Genomic DNA, 19,519 nt, shown 5'->3' with positions numbered 1-19,519 from the left:
CGGATCTTGATAGCCGTCTTTCAGGCATAGCTGCTGAGGCAGCTTTATTTGTATAATATCTAGATAATGTTTAATAATAATATATTTTGACACCCTTTGATCCACAAAACCCACCTGAAAAAGAGTTGTCGACCAATAGATTTCTGGTAATCGGAATCGGTGCCTCCGCAGGGGGACTGGATGCATTTAAGAAGATTGTGTCGTCCATAGAGCCTGACAGCGGTATGGCATTTATACTGGTTCAGCATCTTCAGCCCGAGCATGAAAGTATTCTTCCAGACATTCTGGAGAAGTTCAGCAAAGTGCCTATTATGGCCATAAAGGATAATATGAAGGTGCAACCTGATCATATCTATATTATTCCCAGCGACAAACTGCTGATTGCCACCGACGGTGTATTAAAGCTAGGGAAAAGACCTACTTATACCAGACAGAACAGAGCGATTGATGTTTTTTTTACCTCACTGGCAGAAGTTCACAGGGGAGAGGCTATCGGTGTGTTGCTTTCAGGAAGAGACGAGGATGGTACCCAGGGTTTACACGCGATAAAAGCTCATGGAGGACTTACGATCGCTCAGGATCTTGAATCAGCACAGTTTACAAGAATGCCGGAAAATGCTATTCAGGCAGAAGTGGTTGATCTGGTGCTGGCTCCTGAACATATTTTTCGCCAGCTTGTTCAGGTAAAACACGCACTGGAGGATGGTGCCGGCAAACAAAAACTGGAGAACATTCTGCAGGAAAATTTGTTCGAGCAGATCTATGGGCTACTGTTGTTAAGAAAAGATGTTGATTTTACCTTTTATAAGCAAACGACTGTCCGTCGCCGGATTATCCGTAGAATGGGGCATTTGAAGCTGGAGTCGATACATCAGTATTTGCATTATCTGCAAGAAAGTAAGGAGGAGCAGGATCTGCTCTTTCAGGATATGTTGATTCCTGTAACTGAATTTTTCCGCGACCCCAATACGTTTGATTTTTTAAGGGGATCTATTTACCCGTACTTGCTTGAGCAAAAATCCTTAACACAACCGCTCAGGGTCTGGATCGTCGGTTGTTCGACCGGTCAGGAGGTGTATTCAATGGCGATCTCGCTGTTTGAATTTCTGGGAGATGATATCCAACAATATAAGATTCAGATTTTTGCAACGGATATTTCTGAAAGGGCTATTGCCAAGGCGAAAAGCGGCCAATATAATAAAAAGGAATTAAAGGGGATTTCATCACAGCGGCTGGCGGCTTTTTTCACAGAGTCTGAAGGAAAATTTACCATTGATAAAAAAATACGTAATCTGTGTATTTTCGCGGTCCATAATTTTCTGAAAGATCCGCCGTTTGCCCGTATGGATATTATCAGTTGCAGGAATGTATTGATTTATATGAATAGTTTCCTTCAGCAAAAGGCGTTTACGATATTTCATTACGCACTGGCGGAAAAGGGCTTTTTGTTACTTGGCAGATCAGAGACGACTTTAAACGCTTCTGACTTGTTTTTTGTTTATGATAAAAAGAATAAAATATATTCCAGAAAGCGGGTGCCGGAAAAGCCTCCGAAGCTTTCTGGAAGAGCCCATACGCCGCTGTCCAAAAACAAGGTTCCGGCAAAATCACATTTGGGGACAAGTGAAGATTTTCAACGCAATGCCGATAGCGTCCTTTTGGCGAAGTTTACTCCACCGTCACTGATTGTAAATGATCATTTCGATATCGTACAGTTTAGAGGTGCCACATCAAGGTTTTTACAGCCTTCACCGGGTAAGGCCAGTCTGAATGTGCTGAAAATGGTTTTGGAAGGGCTGGCTTTTGAACTGAGGAGTGCGTTACATAAAGTAAAAAAATCACATCAGCCCTTTGTAAAACAGGATATTCCGCTGGGGGGCGGCAGGTTGGTTACATTAGAGGTGCTGCCGTTATTAAACACCATTGAACCCTATTTTCTGATCCTCTTTGTGGAAAAACTGCAGCCTCTGGCGCTGGATGAAAATAAAGAGTCTCTGGACAACAAGACAAAAAGGATTTTACAGCTGGAAAAAGAGCTTTCCAGGTTAAGGGAGGACATGCATGCGATCAGCGAAGATCAGGAAGCGATTACGGAGGAATTACAGAGTGCCAATGAGGAATTGCTCAGTGACAGCGAAGAACTGCAGAGTCTGAATGAAGAACTGGAGACCAGCACGGAAGAACTGCAGAGTGCCAATGAGGAATTGCTGACGGTGAATCAGGAGCTTTCTGAGCGCAATGAGCAACTCAATGATTACCGGCAGCTAACGGAGTCTATTATTGACACATTGCATGAAAGCTTTCTTATTTTGAATGATTCCTTTCAGGTCAAATCGGTGAATGCCGCTTTCTTAAAACACTTTCATTGCCTTCAGAGCGAAGTTTTGGGTAAAACGGTTTTTGATATACAGGCAAGAGGATGGAATATACCCGGATTAAAAAAGGCGCTTCTGAAAGTCCAGAGAAAAGAAGTGAGTTCCGTTGATCTTGAAGTCAGCTTTATTTTCCCGGTTCTGGGCCTGAGAGATATCTGTTTTAATATTCAGCCCATTGAGCGGTCTTCGGAGCCACTGTACTTACTGGCTATCGATGATCTGACGGACCGTAAGCTAAATGAGCGGAATCTCATTTTGGCAAGAGAACGGCAGACCTATTATGATTTTTTTATGCAGACGCCCGCCGCTATTTGTATTCTAAAAGGGCGGTCTTTTACGTTTGAGTTCGCCAATCCTGCTTTTATTCACCTGATCGGGCAACGAAGCCCGGAAGGCTTGCCTTTAAAGAAAGTATTAAGTGAACTCGATGATAAGTATCTGAAGATCTTTGACCGGGTGTTTAACACAAAAACCCCCTATGTGGGGAAGGAAATCCCCGTCCTTCTCAAAAATAAATATGGTAAGCTGGAACGTAAGTTTCTGGACATTACCTGTCAGATATTTGGTGACATTGACGGACAGCCGGAGGGCGTGATGGTTTTTGTATATGATATTACCGGTTTGATCAGAGCGCAGTCCCAGATTCGTGAAAATGAGGCGAATTTAAGACGTATTTTGGAGGCCTTGCCGGTAATGACCTGGACCAACCGTAATGATGGGACGATAACATTCTATAATAAAAAATGGTATCAATACACTGGCGTAAATTTTGATGAACAAAAATGGAGCGGATGGAGGTCTATTATTCATCCCGAGGACTATAAAAATACGCTGCATGCTTTTAAAAAGGCCATCGATAGTGGCGAACCTTTTGAGATTGAAAATCGTTATTTAAGTAGCGATGGTAAATACCGGTGGCACTTGAACAGAGCGATACCGTTTTTTTATGATGAACAGATTAATATGTGGGTAGGTACTGCGACAGATATACATGAACAGAAAATTAGCGAGCAGAAAAAAGATGAATTCCTTAATATAGCCAGTCATGAGATGAAAACCCCTCTGACAACGGCTACCGCTTATCTTCAGTTAATTGAACAGAATCTTGGACCCGCCGAAGGTGCGAACAGGTTATATGCCAGCAAGGCGCTGGCGTCGATGAACCGTCTGACAGAGCTGATTGCGGAGTTATTGGACGTAAGTAAAATTCAACACGGAAAATTACCTTACCGGATCAGCGACCTGGATTTTAATGAGCTGGTGGATGAAGCGATTGAGAGTATTCATTATGTGGCACCCGATTATCGGATCATAAAAAACGGGAGGCTGACAAAAGAAATAAAAGGAGACAAAGAAAGGCTGACACAGGTGCTGATTAATTTGCTGTCCAACGCGGTTAAATATTCACCCCATCAGAAGGAAATAAGAGTAACAATTGAACAAAAAGCAGACAGTGTAATAATAAGTGTTGCAGACCAGGGTATTGGTATTTATAAAGACCATTTAAAGAAAATATTTGAAAGATACTACAGGGTAAATCAACAGGATGCCATCCAATTTCAGGGGTTGGGTATCGGTCTTTATATTACGAATGAAATTGTAAAACGGCATGGCGGTAAGCTCTGGGTTGAAAGCACATATGGAGAGGGCAGCACCTTCTACTTTTCTTTGCCCATTAGAAAGTAGAGGTTGTAAGCTGCGAAGCTAAAACCGGAGATTATGGAACAGTGCATTTTAATTTATGAAGACGACAGAGACCTGTTAGAATTATGCAAAATTATTCTAACAGGTCCTGGCAGGACGATCAGAACTTTCAGTAGATGTGAAAACATTGTTAGTGATGTGGAACGCTTCCATCCTGATTTGATTCTGATGGACCTGTGGATACCTGAAATTGGCGGGAAGAAAGCGATAGAGCTGGTGAAAGAAGACAGAGGTAATGATCATATTGCTGTTATTTTGTTTTCCGCAAATGCGGAGATCGCCCAGATAAGCGATGATATCGGAGCGGATGGCTATCTGAAAAAGCCTTTTGATTTGATGAACTTTAAAAAGACGGTTGAAAGACATTTATGTAATTAAAATTTTTGTTGCAACATTATGTTGGATGCGCATACTCATTATGAATTTCAACGATTGCCATTCCCGATGGAACTGCTTCGGGGTACCTGTGAAAAGCTGGCTGCGCTCTGGCCTGATCTAAGAATATGTGTCTTTTCAGCGGAGATTATAAATGAAGAAATATCTGAATTTAAAACACTGCTGGGCGATCCGGCTTTTAATGACGGGCTAAGGAAATATTCAGATATTCTTGTCTCCTGTATGAAAGACCAAAAGCCTTATTTTCATGGGAGTGATCTGATTTGTCCGGATTTACTGGCGGTACTGCCGTTTATGTGTTTTTCTGCAAATGACGGTAAGTCGGAACTTGTTGAAAGTGCTGAATTTAGCCATGGAATTCATTTAATGCGAAAAGGAGTGTTCTGTCTTTGGCGTGTCGGCAACACCACACCCACATTGGATAAAAAAGACCGGGGCCTGCTTGATATTGTGGTTGAGCAGCTCAGTTTGTATAATACATTGTATTGCGTTATGTTCCGTTATAGCCTGCGGGCTAAAAAGTTGCGCCATGATCTGCGAACACCCCTTACGTCCGTTACCATGATTGGCGGCTTATTAGAACAGGAGAAAGAAAACATGGAGTTGCGGGAAATAGGAGAAATGCTGCACAGCGCGTCAGAGAAAATGGATGGGCTTTTGAATGCGTTCCGGTCTGAAATGCAAAGTTAATGTTTTCCATTTGGAACATGTTTTGTGGCATTTGGGATAGTGTGTACTTTACATGTTTAGTAGGCTATCTCAATAAGCAATCATGAACAGAACCAATAAAAACCCCGAGACATCCCGCGATAAAAATCTGGCGCGAATTGAAAAACAGTCCCGAACGCAGCGGCGTGTCAGAAATGGGCTTCAGCTGTCCGGTTCAGGTGGCCGAGAAGTCCCGGGGGGCACATCTTCTGATATGGATAACAAGTCTCAGACCGGCAACCCCCGTCACCCGATGTTTGCAGTTGATCCTGAATTGGAGCGGCAAATGGCTGCTCAGGGGGTTCCCCAAAAGATTTTACCCAAGAAAAAAAACGCCGGGAAATCTGGTAGGTCTTCTACACCAGGGCGGCGAAGCCAAAGAAAAAGTGGATCTGAAGCTAAAAAGAAGCCCGCTCGGGCAGGAGATAAGTCATCCGAAGCCTGGGATGGAAAAGGCGAACCTACATTTGCCTCACCTGACCAGCACCAGCCTGGCCCGTTGTAGTACTATTACTATTGGTCCGAAGTCGAAAATATTCGTTCCATCCAGTGGGTAAAGTCAGAGAACGGACCGTGCATTTTATTGGTTCTGTCGTCAATTGCGCTGTTATTGAGCAGTTTGCCCGTATGCAAGTCGCCGGGCAGATAAGAGACAATATTGGCTCTTTGGTTGGAAAGGAAATCTTTTGCTGCACGCGCATCACCGGCGGCATGAGCGCCTACTATATCCACCAATTCCTGTAGTACAAAGTTAAAATCCTCTTTTGGATGGCCTCCTGAATATCCGCTGTATGTCCGTATTCTATCTTCCAGTTCTGAAAAATGATGGTGGAACACGCGCTGTGAATAATCCCGATCTGAATGATTGGACAGCAGTTCCCGCATATTCTGATCCTTTCTGCTGAATTCCAACAAGCCGGCCAACGCTGCAGACATAACCGCCCGGTGATACAGGGCTTTCGGAGATTGTGTCTGTTCGTCTCCCGCAGCCTGTGTGTTAGGGTCCACTGTTTTCATCGGGCGGTCTCTTAATCTGTCTTCTAGGAGTTTAACGATATTTTCTGCCATAATAATTCATGTTTAGAGGTGATATTTCAGGTAAAGCGATACGGTATAACTTAAAATATTATGCCATAATCTCTGCCTGCGCCAGCAGCAAAGCCGGTGTAAGGTAAAAGCTTACAATCCGGAGGGGAAGTGTGGTGTTGCTTGCACGAAATGTTGGGGAATGGTCGCAAAAAAAATAGGCGATCAGAAATAGTAAAATTATTTTTAAAAGTAAGTCGTTGATAGTGAACTTATTTTTGGAGGCATCGTTTTTCGGAATGGCTTTGGCTACAATGATTCATGAAGTGAACAAAGCAAGCCTGCTCGTTTTATTCTATTGAAAAAATGTAGTAGTTGGCGTATTTTTCATGGATAACCATTGAAATGTTCTATTTCAATAGAGCAGGCTTGTATTTTAATTTAAAATGAATTTTAACCCTTAAACCTAAGAAAATGAAAAACACAAATGACACCAACGTATTATCAAAAAACACTAAAAAAACAGGCGTATCTGCTTCAATGGCCAAGTCTCCTTTTCATAAACTATTTGTAGATGGGTTAAAGGATATTTATTGGGCGGAGAAGCACTTGGTTAAGGAACTCCCAAAAATGAGCAAGAACGCGACATCTGAGGAGTTAAAGTCAGCCATTGACGGACACCTGGAAGAAACCAAAGGTCATGTGGAGCGGCTCGAATCCGTGTTTGAAAATCTGGGGTTGAAGCCACAGGCAAAAAAATGCGAGGCGATGGCGGGTTTAACCAAAGAAGCCGCAGAAATCATGGAGGAAACTGAAAGTGATACAATGGTACGTGATTGCGGGATAATCATGGCAGCGCAAAAAGTGGAACACTATGAGATTGCCACCTATGGCTGCCTGACGGAATGGGCAAAACAAATGGGGCATAGAGAAGCTGCGAAACTTTTATATGCTACTCTGGAGGAAGAAAAAGCGGCCGACCAGAAGCTGACGGATGTTGCCGAAAATGATATTAATGAGGAAGGGATGGAAGAGTAGTTTGCATACGTAAGAATGGTTAAAAATAGAACGCATATTTTTTCCATATATGGAAGTCCAGGTGATTTGGTTGTAGGGTTTATGCCTGGGCTTCCCCTATTTTTTAAGGTAAAATTGAAGATCATGAAAAATAATAATAGTTTAAAAAAATATCGGTGCCTGATGCAGGCCCGCTTTAAAACGGGTGCCGTCCTAATGGCAAGTATGCTGTTTGCCGTGATGATGTTCATCGGCTGCAAAGGCGGGGGAAATGCCGACAGAAATGGTGTCGATAGCGCCATGGATATTAATGACCAGAAAATCGATGACAGCACGACCGCCGTTGCAACCAATGAGGCTAATTTTTTGGTCGAGGCGGCCAACGGCGGCATGACAGAAGTACAGGCAGGCCAGATTGCCCAGGAGAAGGCTACAAATGACGATGTAAAGAAATTTGCGGCGAAAATGGTAGAAGACCATACGAAATTGAATGACCAGCTTAAATCCCTGGCCAGTAAACTGAATGTAACAATTCCTTCTGCTATCAATGGTAATAGTCAATCCATGATTGACAAACTTAATAATGCCAAGTCGGTGGATTTTAATAAGACTTATATGGATATGATGGTAGAGGATCACAATAAGGATGTGGATTTTTTTCAGAAAACCGCAGCGAACGCTTCCAATCCTGAAATACACGATTTTGTGACAAATGCGTTACCTATTTTACAGTCTCACCAGCAAATGGCCAAAAAGATCCAGGCATCTCTTAAATAATAAGGTTTTAACCAGCGGCAGTGATGATGAGGAGTTTTCTTTCCACTGCTGCGGGTTCCACCTGTCAATGTTGAACTCTTTAAATATAATTTTATGACAACCAATGAAAAAGTAGTAGATAAATTGAATTCACTTATTCAGATCAATGAAGATAGAAAAGAAGGGTACCAGAAAGCATGGGAGCAAAGTGAGGATCTGAGCTTAAAGACACTTTTTGATCAATTTTCAAAACAGAGTGCGCGTAATATTGTTGATCTGGGGATGGCTGTTGAGAGCTATGGCGGAATTCCGGCTGAGCGGACAAGTATAAGCGGGGATGCTTACCGGGCATGGATGGACATTAAAGACGCCCTGACGACCAATCAACGTAAAACAGTACTCGCCAGCTGTGAAAGGGGTGAAGACGCGGCTGTTGGTACATATAATGACGTATTGAAGGATAGCCAGGATCTGGATAATAATTTAATTGGCGTTATTACGATGCAATCCCGTGATATCGAAAAAGCACATGATCAAATTAAAGCACTTAGGGACAGTGCCTAATACGAAAATCTGTATCATTTATCACCTCCCACAATATATACCATGGAACAAAGTGCAAAATTAGTCTGTCAGGTAAATAAAATTATACAAATGCATCTGGATCGCGGACTGGGTTATCAAAAAGCGCGGTCTCTGGTGGCAGATGATGCCTTAAGGGCCTTATTTGAGCAATGTATGCAACAAAGTTATCACTTTGCAGATAAGCTTCAGGCGGCGATGGCGCTGCAGGGCATGGAAACTCATGCCAAGCCTTCATGGGCCGGAGCGGTGTACAGGGGGTGGATGATGGTCCGGGTAGCCGTTTGTGCAAGGAAAGACCGTGCGGCGCTTTGTTGCAGTGTGGCAGCAGAAAGAATGATGGGTTTAAGTTACGAACTTCTTTGTTCTAATAAATATCTGCAATATTATTTTCCCTTATTAAAATTTACTTTTCTGAAACAGCATTTTAGTTTAACCAAAACAAGGGAGGATCTGGAATCCTTATTAATACGCTACAGAAGGGATACGAGCAGGGGTATCGACGGCAAAACATTTTCTGTGGTAAATCACCTGTCAAACGAACCGTCAGCATCCTGAATAAATTTTTGAAATCTTTTCCATCGACTAGTTCAGCAATGCAAACGGGTCTCTTTTCAGAGACCTGTTTGTGTTTTAAACTGTCCGGGGCGATATGATATCAGAGGTTGGAAAGTGTCATTTTTTCTATCAGTAACATACAGATATTTTCCAGACACTGGTCCCGGATCTGTTCAGGCGTACCTGAAAAGACAGTTTTATTCGTGAGTTTCTCTCCCTTTTCAAGTATGCTCGTGTAGATGGTTCCTACCGGTTTTTCATCCGTCTCACTGCCGCCTGGCTTGAGTAGCCCGGTTACGCCGATATGATAGTCCGCAGATATTAAGTTGGCCAGTCCGGCAGCAATCGCTTCTGTGACAGGTATAGACTCGGCTGTAAATTGGTCAATCATGGATGGGCTGACAGACAATAAATTTGTCTTGATGGCTGCGTCATAGCAGACAACGCCACCGCTAAGGACGTCAGAATGCTCGGCGCAGGCAAATGCGGCCATCAGGTATCCGGCGGTGGCACTTTCAGCAAAAGCGATCCTTTTGCGACGTTTGACCAGCAACTGGCTACAGTCATCAACAATTTTTTGAATTTGGTCTTTTTGGTGGGTTCCCATATATTTTTGATAATAGGCGTTAAGGTAAATGGCTTATTTTTTCTTCGTTTTACTGACTTGCTTTGCTTTTTTTGTGGCGGGTTTCCGGGCCGCGGTTTTTGTTTTAGCTGATTTCTTCCCGCTGTTACCGTCATTATGAAGCGCAAGGCTTTTTTGAAGCTGCGCAACGAGATCGGTAGAAGGTTTTTCCAATACTTTCGGGGCGGCCGGTAATTTTTTACCACTTGCCTTCGCTTTAATTAATTTAAGTAGTTGTTCCGTATAGGTATCCTTAAATTGGTTGATATTAAAGTCCCCCTCGAGTGTCTTTATCAGACCGGTGGCCATTTCCAGCTCTTTTTTGTTTGTCGTTGCCTTTTTTGTCACAAATTCTGAAGGGTCTCTGATTTCGTGAATGAACCTTAGGGTATGCAGCAGTAATACATTGTGCGCTGAGCGCAGGATAACGGGTTTTTCTTTATTTCTGAGTACAAAGGTGCCGACACCCGCCATTGCTGTTTTTTTCAGCGCTTCTTCTAATAATTCAAATGCTCTTTCACCGCCCTTGGCCGGCGCAACATAATAGGCCCGGTCGAATAATATGACATCTATTTGCTCCGTTTTTGTAAATAGTTCAAGGTTTATTAATTTGGTTTTTTCCGGGCTGGCTTTCTCGAAGTCCTGATCTGTCAAAACGATATATTTCCCGTCGACTTCGAATCCCTTGACGATATTCTCCCAAAGCACTTCCTTACCTGTGTTTTCATTTACGCGCTTATATTTGATATGTCCAAGGTCTTTTTTATCCAGCATATCGAGATCTAAACCTTTTTCGTCTATGGCCGAAAAGAGCTTTACCGGGATATTCACCAGTCCAAAAGCGATAGAACCTGTCCAGATAGAACGCATGTTTTCGTGTTTTGATGAGCTAATAGGGTTTGAAGGATGTTACCACTGTTTATTTTAATACATAAATCGTTCCATTCTATACCCGTGCAGCTGGTATTCACGGCCTGCCTTAAAGCCGGTCTGCAGATTGGTATGAATTTAGATATCCATTTACCACACACCTTTATTTTTCAATTAAACACCGGATATGTTGGATGCGGATTTTTGGGGGCAGGCCGAATCTCTTAGTGTTAGTCAGATGGCTATCCGTGGTGCTGTTATTTTCTGGGTAGGCTATTTATTGTTACGCATCGGGGGATGGAAGATCTTCGGCAAAAAATCCGCCTTGGATTATGTGATTATAATTGTTATTGGTTCAGTCCTTTCCAAAATAATTATCGGCGATGCCGCATTTTTTCCGGCAACAGCCGCGTGCCTGACGATGGTGCTTTTTCACAGGTTGATTTCCAGACTTTGTGCAAGATTTAACTGGTTAAGCCATTTGCTGGAAGGTAAGCCGATCCCTTTATATGGTGATGGTCAGATCTATTGGAAAAACCTAAGGGCATCCAGCATTAGCTATCAGGAATTTATGCAAAGCCTTCGTTTGGAGATGAATACAGAAAATCTTCAGACGATAGAGTCGGCTATGCTGGAGAGCAGTGGTAGGATTAGTTTTATTCCTAAACAGAATAACTGAAGTTTAGGATGGTCACTTTTATTTAAATCAACTTATATGGGAAAAAATAGTAAGAATGTGACATCTGGGAAGGCCAACCAGGCACTTGCTTCCCAAGCTAATACGGCGAATTCGGCTAAACTGCAAGGTCCGGATACGAAAAGGCGGAGAACGAGCCGCCTGGGCCGTATATTTGACCGGTTTTCAGGTAAGGTAACGATTATAACAGGGTCTCCCTGGTCTTTTATCGTTGCGTTTCTGGTTATTGTCGTCTGGGGTGTCAGTGGCCCTATCTTTGATTATTCAGATACCTGGCAGCTCGTTATTAATACAGGAACGACTATTGTGACATTTTTGATGGTTTTTGTCATTCAGCAGTCTCAGAATAAAGATACGATGGCCTTGCAGATGAAGCTCAACGAATTGATCGCTTCCAATAAGCGAGCCAGTAACCGCCTGATTGACGTTGAAGACCTGACAGAAGAAGAGTTAGTGTTGATCAAGGATTATTATATCAAGTTGTCTTCTATTTCCAAAAGGGAAAAGGAATTACAGCGATCTCACTCCATTGAGGAAATGGAGACCTCTCAGATTGAAGAGGAAATCGAGGTAAATGAGCCTGCAGAGAACAAGGCGAAGAAGAGAAATCAGAAGGCGTCTGATGTAGATCAGTAGTGCCGCAGCGGCTTTGAAACTTCATTTTTTACAGGAGCATTATTTGGGCCTGGTATTCTCTTCCGTGAAATATTTTTTACGGGGCCGGATAATAAGCCGGAGGGTGGGGTCATTCGTTAAAAACGACCAGCTCCAGGAAAAGAATAGTTTTACTTTGTTTCTGAATCCTGCAATCGGGATGAGGTGTATGAACAACCAAGCCAACCAGGCAAAAAATCCTTTAAAAAATCCTTTAGGCAGATCCACCACTGCCTTGTATTTGGCGATAATGGCCATGGAACCTTTGTTGACATAGCGGAAAGGTTCAAGTGGTTGCTGCTTGGCAAGATGCCTGAGGTTTTGGGCCAGTAAATTACCTTGTTGGATAGCTACCTGTGCGAGTTGCGGATGGCCTTTCTGATAAGCAGGGTCCGCTTGCATCAGGCACTGGTCTCCCAGGCAAAATACATCTTCTATGCCGTCTACCTTGTTGTACTCGTTTACATAAATCCTCCCGTTTTTAGCCAGGGAAGAGGCCGGTATCCCGGGTACATGATTGGCCTTTACGCCACTTGCCCAGATCAGTGTATGGGACTTGATGATCTCTCCGTCGGAAAAATAAACTTTATGATCTACATAGTTTTTAACAGCTACATTGAGCTTTATGTTGATGCCCATTTTATCTAACACCGCCAGCGCTTCCTTGCCCGCCTTTTCACTCATCGTCCGCAGCAGCGCGCTGTCCATATCCACCAGGTAGATTTGTATATGTTTGCAGACCTTTTTAGAATAATCCTTAGGAATGATTTCTCTTTGCATTTCTGCCAGCATACCGGCGATTTCAACGCCGGTTGGCCCGCCTCCCGCAATAACAATTGTGGTGTAGGGATAGATGTCAGCTTCCGGTAGTCTGGAAGCTTTCTCCAGCATGAGTAATAGATGGTTTCGTAAATTGATAGCATCGTGTATGGACTTCATGGGTAGCGCTTCTTTTGCCAACGCATCATTACCGAAGTAATTGGTTTCACAGCCCATTGAAAGTACGAGCTGGTCATAATCTATTTTTTCATTTGTGGTAATAATATAATGCTCATCGGGATCAACATTTAATAATGACCCCATATGAAAGGTGAAGTTTTTATGATCCTGAAACATCCTGCGAAATGGATAGCTGATATTATAGGATTCAATAAAGGCAGTTGATACCTGATAAAGTAGAGGCGGAAAGAAGTTGTAATTATTGACGTCCACCAGATGAACATCCATATTTTTTTGTTTTACTAATGCTTTGGCCAGGTGCATGCCGGCAAACCCTCCACCTATTATAACTACTTTCATGGCGTCTGTTTTTCTGCCTTAATATGGCCATTCAAGGCATATCATTTGAATGTATTTTCTTCAGGCAATTTACCGATAATTTCTGACATGCTCTATAGATCGCGTCTTAAACTAATTGAAAATATTTGGAATCCGAACAAAGGTATGTTAGATGATCACTGGATTGTAGAAATTCTTCCCCGCTTGCCTGAGGGCGCCAGGGCGTGCTACAAAGTAGATATATAATCGGCATGGATTATGTACTTTCTAAACTGTATTCCTTTCTATCTGCTCCTAAATCAAAAATACTTGACTATGCCAAATAAAAGTCTTAAAAAGTATGCGGAAAAGCGCCATTTCGATCAGACGCCTGAACCCAAAGGAGGCAGGTCCGAAGGTGGCAAATTGCATTTTGTGATCCAAAAACATGTTGCCTCCAGGCTGCATTATGACTTTCGCCTGGAGATGGATGGCGTTTTGAAAAGTTGGGCCGTACCGAAGGGGCCTTCGCTTGACCCGGCCATAAAACGTCTGGCAATGCAGGTAGAGGATCATCCTTATGACTATAGAAATTTTGAGGGAATTATCCCTAAAGGAAACTACGGCGCCGGTACCGTCATCGTATGGGACGAAGGTACCTATGAGCCTATTGACGGAGCTGCCGGAAAAGGTAAAAAGACAATGGAGAAATCTTTGCTTGCCGGACTTAAGTCAGGTGATCTTAAATTTAGACTGCATGGCCAGAAGCTTTCCGGAGAATTTGCGCTGGTTAAGACCCATGGCGGAAATATGGCTGAGAATGCCTGGCTGCTCATTAAACATAAAGATGAGACCGTCAGCAAAAAGGATCTTACCCGGATGGATAAATCGGTTGTAAGCGGCAAGACGATCGCTCAAATGGAAAAGGCGCCAGACAGGACTTATGGAAAAAGCACGGCTAGAACAGTGGCGGGTTCCCAAAAGAAGACAAAGCAGGCGACTGGAAAAGCCACAGCAGCAGACCGGAAGAAAAGTAAAGGAAGTAAACGGCAGGCTGCTACAAATGATACAGCGACCAGTGACAGCTTATCTGACGCGGAAGAGGCGGACTGGAGACAAATGCTCGGGCGGCTGCCGGATACCCCCATGCCTTCTAATATAGATCCGATGTTGGCTACACTGGTCAATGCCCCATTTGACGATCCAGACTGGAATTTTGAGATCAAGTGGGATGGATACCGGGCGATCGCTTATGTGGAAGTTACGGGCAAAAGCAAACGCAAAACGACCGTCCACATTAAAAGTCGTAATCAGAAAGATTTTGAAGAGAAGTATTATCCCATTAAGGGGTCGCTGGAAAGCGTTAAGGAGGCGATGGTGCTGGACGGAGAGCTTGTCGTCGTAGACAAGGCTGGCATGCCGCAGTTCGGCGCGTTGCAGAACTGGCGCAGTGAAGCGGACGGCGCTTTGCTTTATTATGTTTTTGACCTTTTATGGTACCAAGGGAAGGATTTGCGGGCGCTCCCCGTTTTTATTCGGCAGATCGTTTTAAAGGCGGTAATGAAAACCGGCGATCATTCTAACATCCGCCTGGGATATAGCGTCCAGGGCGAGGGTAAAAAATTTCTCGCCAGCGCAGCCAGCCTCGGACTGGAAGGCATGGTGGCGAAAAAACGTGACAGTATTTACGAAACGGGCCACCGGTCTAAATTCTGGTTGAAAGTTAAAGTAGAACAAAGGCAGGAAGCGATTATCATTGGTTACACGCTCAATAAAGGCTCTTCAAAAAAGTTTAGTTCTTTGCTGCTGGGTGTCTATAAGGACGGAACGCTTCAGTATGCCGGTAAAGTGGGTACCGGATTTAGCGATAAAGAACAGGAAACCCTATTGAGGGCATTTAAGCCACATATCAGAAAAACCAGTCCATTATCCACTGTTCCGGATATTGACAAACCTTCCCGGTTTCGTCCCAGTCCGCCCGGCAGCGATGTTACCTGGTTACATCCCAGGCTTATAGGGGAGGTGAGCTATCGTGAACGGACAACGGATGGGTTATTCCGGCATCCTTCTTTTAAAGGACTTCGTGCGGATAAGCGTCCAAAGGACGTTGTTTTGGAAAAAGAAAGCAACACAAAGCAATTACTCAAACAAACTGATCGTAAAATGAATCCTAAAAAAGAAGCCGCAAAGAAAACCGCACGCAAACCTTCGGGCAAGGAGCTGTCAACAAAAACGACCAACAAGAACATGAAGGACATGCTGTCTGTACCGGCAGCAGACCCGGGAGAAAAAACCTTGCTCAACCCTACAGAAAAAACCCAGGTCAAGACCGTGGGCGGGCAACAACTGCAGTTTACGAACCTGAATAAATTATATTGGAAAAAGGAAAAAATTGAAAAGCGGGCGCTCATCAACTACTATTATCAGATCGCTTCCTTTATTCTGCCCTATCTTAAAGGTAGGCCTCAGTCACTCAACCGTTTTCCGGATGGAATCACAGGGCAGAATTTCTATCAAAAGGATGTCACCGGAAAAGTTCCTGACTGGGTAAGCCTTTACTTGTACCATAGTGAGGGAGATAAAACAGACAAACATTTTTTAGTGGCAGACGGTCTGGCTTCTTTGTTATATATGGCCTCACTGGGCTGTATTGAAATGAACCCCTGGAGTAGTACGGTGAAGAAACCTGATAACCCGACCTGGTGTATCATAGATCTGGACCCGGACAAAAACAAAAAGGGGCAGAAGGCATTTGAAGAAGTCATAACGGCTGCTCTCGCGACACGTGATGTATTAGAGGGCCTGGGCGTGGAGGGATATCCAAAAACCAGTGGCGCCAGCGGCATGCATGTGTATATTCCCCTTGGCAATAAGTATAGCTACGAACAATCCAAGATATTCGCGAAATTGATCGTTTCTATGGTCCACGAACGGCTTCCGGGGTTTACCACATTGGAAAGAGCGGTAGCCGACAGGCAAGGAAAAATGTACCTGGATTTTTTGCAAAACCGTCCGCAGGCAACTATTGCTGCGCCTTATTCGGTCCGACCGAAGCCAGGTGCAACGGTATCTATGCCCTTGGATTGGTCGGAAGTGAAAGCAGGACTTAAAAGGGAAGATTTTACTATAAACAACGCACTGGCAAGAGTACGGGAAATGGGAGACTTGTTCAAGCCGGTTCTGGGAAAGGGCATCAATCTTAAAAAGATTCTGAGCCAGATAGAATAATGCGACCTGTCGAAGGATTTCGAGGAGTATGGTCTATTGATCCTTGTTATATAATACTTGACAATTCTCACAATAAAAAGTCCTTCTTTTAAATTTGCCAAGATAAGCCCGTTTTAAAGGGATCTGGCATCTCGGACAGATCGATTTGTTATGGACACACCAATGCTTTCTCAACACAAATTGTTGTTTCCATTTTAAGAATAAAAAACCATATTGACGTACGTCCTTAATGACCGCGCTCAATTGGGCGGGCGGTAAATCACCAATGGTATTCAAAGGGTGGATCCGTTTTCTGAAAAGCACTTCATTTTTTATGATATTGCCTGAGCCGGCAAACAGTTCCTGGGTTAAAAGCGCATCGCAAACCAACAGATCTGGCTGGGCTGAAAGCAATTTTTTTGTCCTCTTCGGATTCCAGGTGTCGGCCATTATGTCGGCTTCCCAGGGATACAGATCGTCCAGATCGCCTTCCAGGAAGCGGATGGAGGCTGCATAGAAATAAACCGTTCCGTTTTTGAATTGGAGGCTTACTCTTGGTGTTCTGTTCTCTTTGGGTTCGTTAATCGTATATGATCCAAAAAGTAAAAAATGGACACGAAGTGTAAAGCCGCTAAAACATAATAAAAGCTGCTTACCCCAAGTGCGGATATCTTTTAGGATTTTGCCGCTCATTGTTGCAATCGGTTCTTTGCTATTGCCTTCCACTTTCAGTACTTTTTTGTTTTTAAAAGGTTGCAAAGCTTCTTTCAGAATAACAAGTGTAGGACCTTCTGGCATAATGTAGCTTTTATTTTTTATTTGATTCAAATTTGCCTGCTTACCAAAACTTGCCGGTGTCTAATGTCCGAAATGTCCAACCCTTAGAAAGATGATCGATCGTTATTTCCGGCGTAGTTAAGGCGTTGGCGCTGATGATGACATCACATGTGAACGAACCCAGTGAAAGGTGTTGGATGTGCAGTTGCTGCACTTTTTGCGGCAGTAATGGATCATGGAAAATAATCTGTTTTCTTTGTGCGTTTATCTCCATGCCCAGTAAGGATTCCAGCAGTAAAAATATACTGCCGACAGCCCAGGCCTGGGGTGAGCAGGCAACAGGATAAGCGGTGGGGCCCTCTCCGTTTCTTTTTTTGAGTCCGCAAAACAGTTCCGGTAAACGGTGCAGATCAATAAAGGTGGTCGCCTCAAAAAGCCCGTTAAAAACCTGTATTACCGCCGATTTAAAGCCGTATCTGGCAAAGCCCATCGCAATAAGGGCATTGTCGTGTGGCCAGATAGAGCCATTATGATAGGACATCGGATTATATTTTACGGCGTCGGTGGCCAGGGTCCTTATGCCCCAGTGGCTGAACATTTTCTCTGATAGGAGCGTTTGCATGGTTTGACGGGCCTTATCGTCATCGGCGATGCCTGTGAATAGCGCGTGGCCGGCGTTGGAAGCGCAAACGCGGCAAGGTGTTTTTTGGCCGTCAAGTGCCAGTACATAACAGTTCATCTGGCTATCCCAGAATATCTCATTGAACTTCCTTTTAATAGCCTCTGCTTCGTTGGATAGTTTTTCTGCAAAGAGGTCGTCGTTCAGTGCTGTAGCCATCTCTGAGGCCAATAGTTTTGCCTGGTAGACGTATCCCTGAACTTCACATAAGGCAATAGGGCTTTGGGCCAGCGTGCCGTCTTCATGCATAATTGAATCAACAGAATCCTTCCAGCCCTGATTGGTGAGTGCATCCGGGTTCTTAAACTGATACTCAACAAATAGATCCTCGTCTTGATCGCCATATTGATCCATCCATTTCAGCGCATCTAATACCGATTCCCAGATACGCTTGATAAAGCCCAGGTCACCGGACCTTTTATAATATTTGCCGGCCAGTATAATAAAAAGTGGCGTTGCATCGACAGTGCCGTAGTAGCGTTTAAAGGGGATTTCACCGGTATTGGCCATTTCGCCTTCTCTCGCTTCGTGCAGGATCTTGCCCGGTTCGGCGTCATTGTCCTCTGATTTGTTCTGAGCTTGCCAGTCCGCCAGGAACTTTAATACATTTTTGGCAAGGTCAGGCTGTATCCACAGCACCTCTATAGCTGTGATAATGCCGTCTCTGCCGAATGGCGTATTAAACCAGGGGACACCTGCATATATATAATGGTTTTTACCCACTTTCGCATACAGGGAAAACAAATCTGTGTAAGCTCTATTGATCCAGTTATTCAGTTCTATGTCTTTTGAAACCACCTGCGCCCATTGAAGGTCATGATGGTATCTGTCTTGCAGGATCTGTTGCTTCGCAGTTTCAAAGCATAATGGCGGGGCGGTTTGCTGATCGATGCCGAAGTGAATGGCTATTTGAAAATGTCGCTGTTCGTGGGGTTGGAGGTGTACCGGAATGAGCATTTTCTGTGCTTTGCAATTGGCATGTATGCTTCCTTCATAATCAATTACAGCAGTTCTTTGTATATTGTCACGTCCGGTATATTCAATGAGAACAGTACCTGTATGCTCCTGGCAGATTTTACTGACCGGCCCCGGTGACAATTGCCTTTTCGTACCCCGGATCTCAAAAATGTCTTTAAAGTCTCCGTTGTAATACAGAGATAGTGAAAATGATACATCGCTTTCATTGTAGTTTACACAGGTGATTCTTTCATAAAATCCCTCATCCCGCATTAGTTGGTGCCTGAATATATGAATCGTATTTTCAGGGATTTTGCCGCTGGCCAGTACCGGATTGGTCAGATCGACTGAATGAATATTATTATGCTGTTTAATGGTGCTGCCTAAAAGCAGTGGCTTTTTTGTATCGACACGCAGCACCCACTCATTGATAAACCTCGTGCCTCTGTGGTAGATGCCGTCTGACCCTGATTTATCCGGATAGATATCGCCCCAGCTATCCATTAATGCAAAACTGTTGGCATGGTTCAATACGCTGATATGATCACCGCGATGTCTGCTATCTGGCTGGATATGATATCTGTCGCGGTCGAGTTTATGTTCCTGCTGCGATTTTAATTGGGTGTCGGTCGTATTATTTGATAATAAATCCATACCTGTTATTGATTTTTTCT

Annotated in this window: 17 protein-coding genes; 11 read left to right on the top strand and 6 right to left on the bottom strand. The window is 43.8% G+C overall.

All coding sequences use genetic code 11. The annotated features are described in order from the left end of the window. The first annotated feature begins 86 nt into the window (after positions 1 to 86). The 4 genes from K9M52_RS02435 to K9M52_RS02420 all read left to right on the top strand — a co-directional run bounded on the left by K9M52_RS02435 (position 87) and on the right by K9M52_RS02420 (position 5,688). Positions 87 to 4,061 (top strand): CheR family methyltransferase, encoded by a 3,975-nt coding sequence (locus K9M52_RS02435; RefSeq protein WP_224070482.1) that lies wholly within the window; start codon positions 87 to 89, stop codon positions 4,059 to 4,061. Positions 4,062 to 4,094: 33 nt separating this feature from the next. Beyond that, on the top strand, positions 4,095 to 4,457 hold the full coding sequence (locus K9M52_RS02430; protein ID WP_224070481.1) for a response regulator: 363 nt from the start codon (positions 4,095 to 4,097) through the stop codon (positions 4,455 to 4,457). 18 nt (positions 4,458 to 4,475) lie between these two features. Continuing rightward, entirely contained in the window at positions 4,476 to 5,165 is a 690-nt protein-coding gene (locus tag K9M52_RS02425; RefSeq protein WP_224070480.1) for a histidine kinase dimerization/phospho-acceptor domain-containing protein, read from the top strand. Positions 5,166 to 5,247: 82 nt separating this feature from the next. Beyond that, positions 5,248 to 5,688: a hypothetical protein gene (locus tag K9M52_RS02420; RefSeq protein WP_224070479.1), complete on the top strand. Its 441-nt coding sequence runs from the start codon at positions 5,248 to 5,250 to the stop codon at positions 5,686 to 5,688. 8 nt (positions 5,689 to 5,696) lie between these two features. Here K9M52_RS02420 and K9M52_RS02415 read toward each other — a convergent pair whose 3' ends face one another. Next, positions 5,697 to 6,251 carry a hypothetical protein gene (locus K9M52_RS02415; protein WP_224070478.1) on the bottom strand — a complete coding sequence of 185 codons (555 nt, stop codon included), beginning with the start codon at positions 6,249 to 6,251 and terminating at the stop codon, positions 5,697 to 5,699. 432 nt (positions 6,252 to 6,683) lie between these two features. Between K9M52_RS02415 and K9M52_RS02410 the strand changes: the two genes are divergently transcribed. The 4 genes from K9M52_RS02410 to K9M52_RS02395 all read left to right on the top strand — a co-directional run bounded on the left by K9M52_RS02410 (position 6,684) and on the right by K9M52_RS02395 (position 9,122). Beyond that, positions 6,684 to 7,247: a YciE/YciF ferroxidase family protein gene (locus K9M52_RS02410; RefSeq protein ID WP_224070477.1), complete on the top strand. Its 564-nt coding sequence runs from the start codon at positions 6,684 to 6,686 to the stop codon at positions 7,245 to 7,247. A gap of 123 nt (positions 7,248 to 7,370) precedes the next feature. Continuing rightward, positions 7,371 to 8,003, top strand: coding sequence for a DUF4142 domain-containing protein (locus tag K9M52_RS02405; protein WP_224070476.1), 633 nt, complete (start codon positions 7,371 to 7,373; stop codon positions 8,001 to 8,003). Between the two features lie 93 nt (positions 8,004 to 8,096). Beyond that, a complete protein-coding gene (locus K9M52_RS02400; protein ID WP_224070475.1) occupies positions 8,097 to 8,546 on the top strand; it encodes a ferritin-like domain-containing protein in 450 nt (149 codons plus the stop codon). A gap of 42 nt (positions 8,547 to 8,588) precedes the next feature. Then, entirely contained in the window at positions 8,589 to 9,122 is a 534-nt protein-coding gene (locus K9M52_RS02395) for a DUF2383 domain-containing protein (RefSeq protein ID WP_224070474.1), read from the top strand. A gap of 100 nt (positions 9,123 to 9,222) precedes the next feature. Here K9M52_RS02395 and K9M52_RS02390 read toward each other — a convergent pair whose 3' ends face one another. Beyond that, positions 9,223 to 9,729, bottom strand: coding sequence for a CinA family protein (locus tag K9M52_RS02390; protein WP_224070473.1), 507 nt, complete (start codon positions 9,727 to 9,729; stop codon positions 9,223 to 9,225). A 33-nt stretch (positions 9,730 to 9,762) separates the two neighbouring features. Then, positions 9,763 to 10,617 carry a non-homologous end joining protein Ku gene (ku, locus tag K9M52_RS02385; protein WP_224070472.1) on the bottom strand — a complete coding sequence of 285 codons (855 nt, stop codon included), beginning with the start codon at positions 10,615 to 10,617 and terminating at the stop codon, positions 9,763 to 9,765. Positions 10,618 to 10,804: 187 nt separating this feature from the next. On the opposite strand from ku, the gene K9M52_RS02380 reads away from it, so the two are divergent. Both K9M52_RS02380 and K9M52_RS02375 read left to right on the top strand, forming a co-directional pair. Further along, positions 10,805 to 11,296, top strand: coding sequence for a DUF421 domain-containing protein (locus K9M52_RS02380; RefSeq protein ID WP_224070471.1), 492 nt, complete (start codon positions 10,805 to 10,807; stop codon positions 11,294 to 11,296). 36 nt (positions 11,297 to 11,332) lie between these two features. Then, on the top strand, positions 11,333 to 11,950 hold the full coding sequence (locus tag K9M52_RS02375; RefSeq protein ID WP_224070470.1) for a low affinity iron permease family protein: 618 nt from the start codon (positions 11,333 to 11,335) through the stop codon (positions 11,948 to 11,950). 39 nt (positions 11,951 to 11,989) lie between these two features. Here K9M52_RS02375 and K9M52_RS02370 read toward each other — a convergent pair whose 3' ends face one another. Next, positions 11,990 to 13,267, bottom strand: a complete 1,278-nt coding sequence (locus tag K9M52_RS02370) for an NAD(P)/FAD-dependent oxidoreductase (RefSeq protein WP_224070469.1) — start codon at positions 13,265 to 13,267, stop codon at positions 11,990 to 11,992. A 294-nt stretch (positions 13,268 to 13,561) separates the two neighbouring features. Between K9M52_RS02370 and ligD the strand changes: the two genes are divergently transcribed. Beyond that, positions 13,562 to 16,453, top strand: a complete 2,892-nt coding sequence (ligD, locus tag K9M52_RS02365) for a DNA ligase D (RefSeq protein WP_224070468.1) — start codon at positions 13,562 to 13,564, stop codon at positions 16,451 to 16,453. Between the two features lie 33 nt (positions 16,454 to 16,486). On the opposite strand, the gene K9M52_RS02360 is transcribed toward ligD, so the two are convergent. Together K9M52_RS02360 and K9M52_RS02355 are read right to left on the bottom strand one after the other, a co-directional pair. Continuing rightward, positions 16,487 to 17,230 carry a DNA-formamidopyrimidine glycosylase family protein gene (locus tag K9M52_RS02360; RefSeq protein WP_224070467.1) on the bottom strand — a complete coding sequence of 248 codons (744 nt, stop codon included), beginning with the start codon at positions 17,228 to 17,230 and terminating at the stop codon, positions 16,487 to 16,489. 40 nt (positions 17,231 to 17,270) lie between these two features. Further along, positions 17,271 to 19,499 (bottom strand): amylo-alpha-1,6-glucosidase, encoded by a 2,229-nt coding sequence (locus K9M52_RS02355; RefSeq protein WP_224070466.1) that lies wholly within the window; start codon positions 19,497 to 19,499, stop codon positions 17,271 to 17,273. Positions 19,500 to 19,519: the final 20 nt, after the last annotated feature.

Source organism: Arachidicoccus terrestris (assembly GCF_020042345.1).
Taxonomy (GTDB): Bacteria; Bacteroidota; Bacteroidia; order Chitinophagales; family Chitinophagaceae; genus Arachidicoccus; species Arachidicoccus terrestris.
Note: the sequence above shows the minus strand (reverse complement) of the source record. Positions and strands in the feature narration are given on the sequence as shown.

Excerpts from the sequence above, each read along its gene's own strand:
- K9M52_RS02425 (WP_224070480.1), top strand. The coding sequence starts at position 4,476 with ATGTTGGATGCGCATACTCATTATGAATTTCAACGATTGCCATTCCCG.
- K9M52_RS02370 (WP_224070469.1), bottom strand. The coding sequence starts at position 13,267 with ATGAAAGTAGTTATAATAGGTGGAGGGTTTGCCGGCATGCACCTGGCC.
- K9M52_RS02420 (WP_224070479.1), top strand. The coding sequence starts at position 5,248 with ATGAACAGAACCAATAAAAACCCCGAGACATCCCGCGATAAAAATCTG.
- K9M52_RS02355 (WP_224070466.1), bottom strand. The coding sequence starts at position 19,499 with ATGGATTTATTATCAAATAATACGACCGACACCCAATTAAAATCGCAG.
- K9M52_RS02400 (WP_224070475.1), top strand. The coding sequence starts at position 8,097 with ATGACAACCAATGAAAAAGTAGTAGATAAATTGAATTCACTTATTCAG.
- K9M52_RS02410 (WP_224070477.1), top strand. The coding sequence starts at position 6,684 with ATGAAAAACACAAATGACACCAACGTATTATCAAAAAACACTAAAAAA.
- ligD (WP_224070468.1), top strand. The coding sequence starts at position 13,562 with ATGCCAAATAAAAGTCTTAAAAAGTATGCGGAAAAGCGCCATTTCGAT.
- K9M52_RS02375 (WP_224070470.1), top strand. The coding sequence starts at position 11,333 with ATGGGAAAAAATAGTAAGAATGTGACATCTGGGAAGGCCAACCAGGCA.
- K9M52_RS02360 (WP_224070467.1), bottom strand. The coding sequence starts at position 17,230 with ATGCCAGAAGGTCCTACACTTGTTATTCTGAAAGAAGCTTTGCAACCT.
- K9M52_RS02415 (WP_224070478.1), bottom strand. The coding sequence starts at position 6,251 with ATGGCAGAAAATATCGTTAAACTCCTAGAAGACAGATTAAGAGACCGC.
- K9M52_RS02405 (WP_224070476.1), top strand. The coding sequence starts at position 7,371 with ATGAAAAATAATAATAGTTTAAAAAAATATCGGTGCCTGATGCAGGCC.
- K9M52_RS02430 (WP_224070481.1), top strand. The coding sequence starts at position 4,095 with ATGGAACAGTGCATTTTAATTTATGAAGACGACAGAGACCTGTTAGAA.
- K9M52_RS02395 (WP_224070474.1), top strand. The coding sequence starts at position 8,589 with ATGGAACAAAGTGCAAAATTAGTCTGTCAGGTAAATAAAATTATACAA.
- K9M52_RS02380 (WP_224070471.1), top strand. The coding sequence starts at position 10,805 with ATGTTGGATGCGGATTTTTGGGGGCAGGCCGAATCTCTTAGTGTTAGT.
- K9M52_RS02390 (WP_224070473.1), bottom strand. The coding sequence starts at position 9,729 with ATGGGAACCCACCAAAAAGACCAAATTCAAAAAATTGTTGATGACTGT.
- ku (WP_224070472.1), bottom strand. The coding sequence starts at position 10,617 with ATGCGTTCTATCTGGACAGGTTCTATCGCTTTTGGACTGGTGAATATC.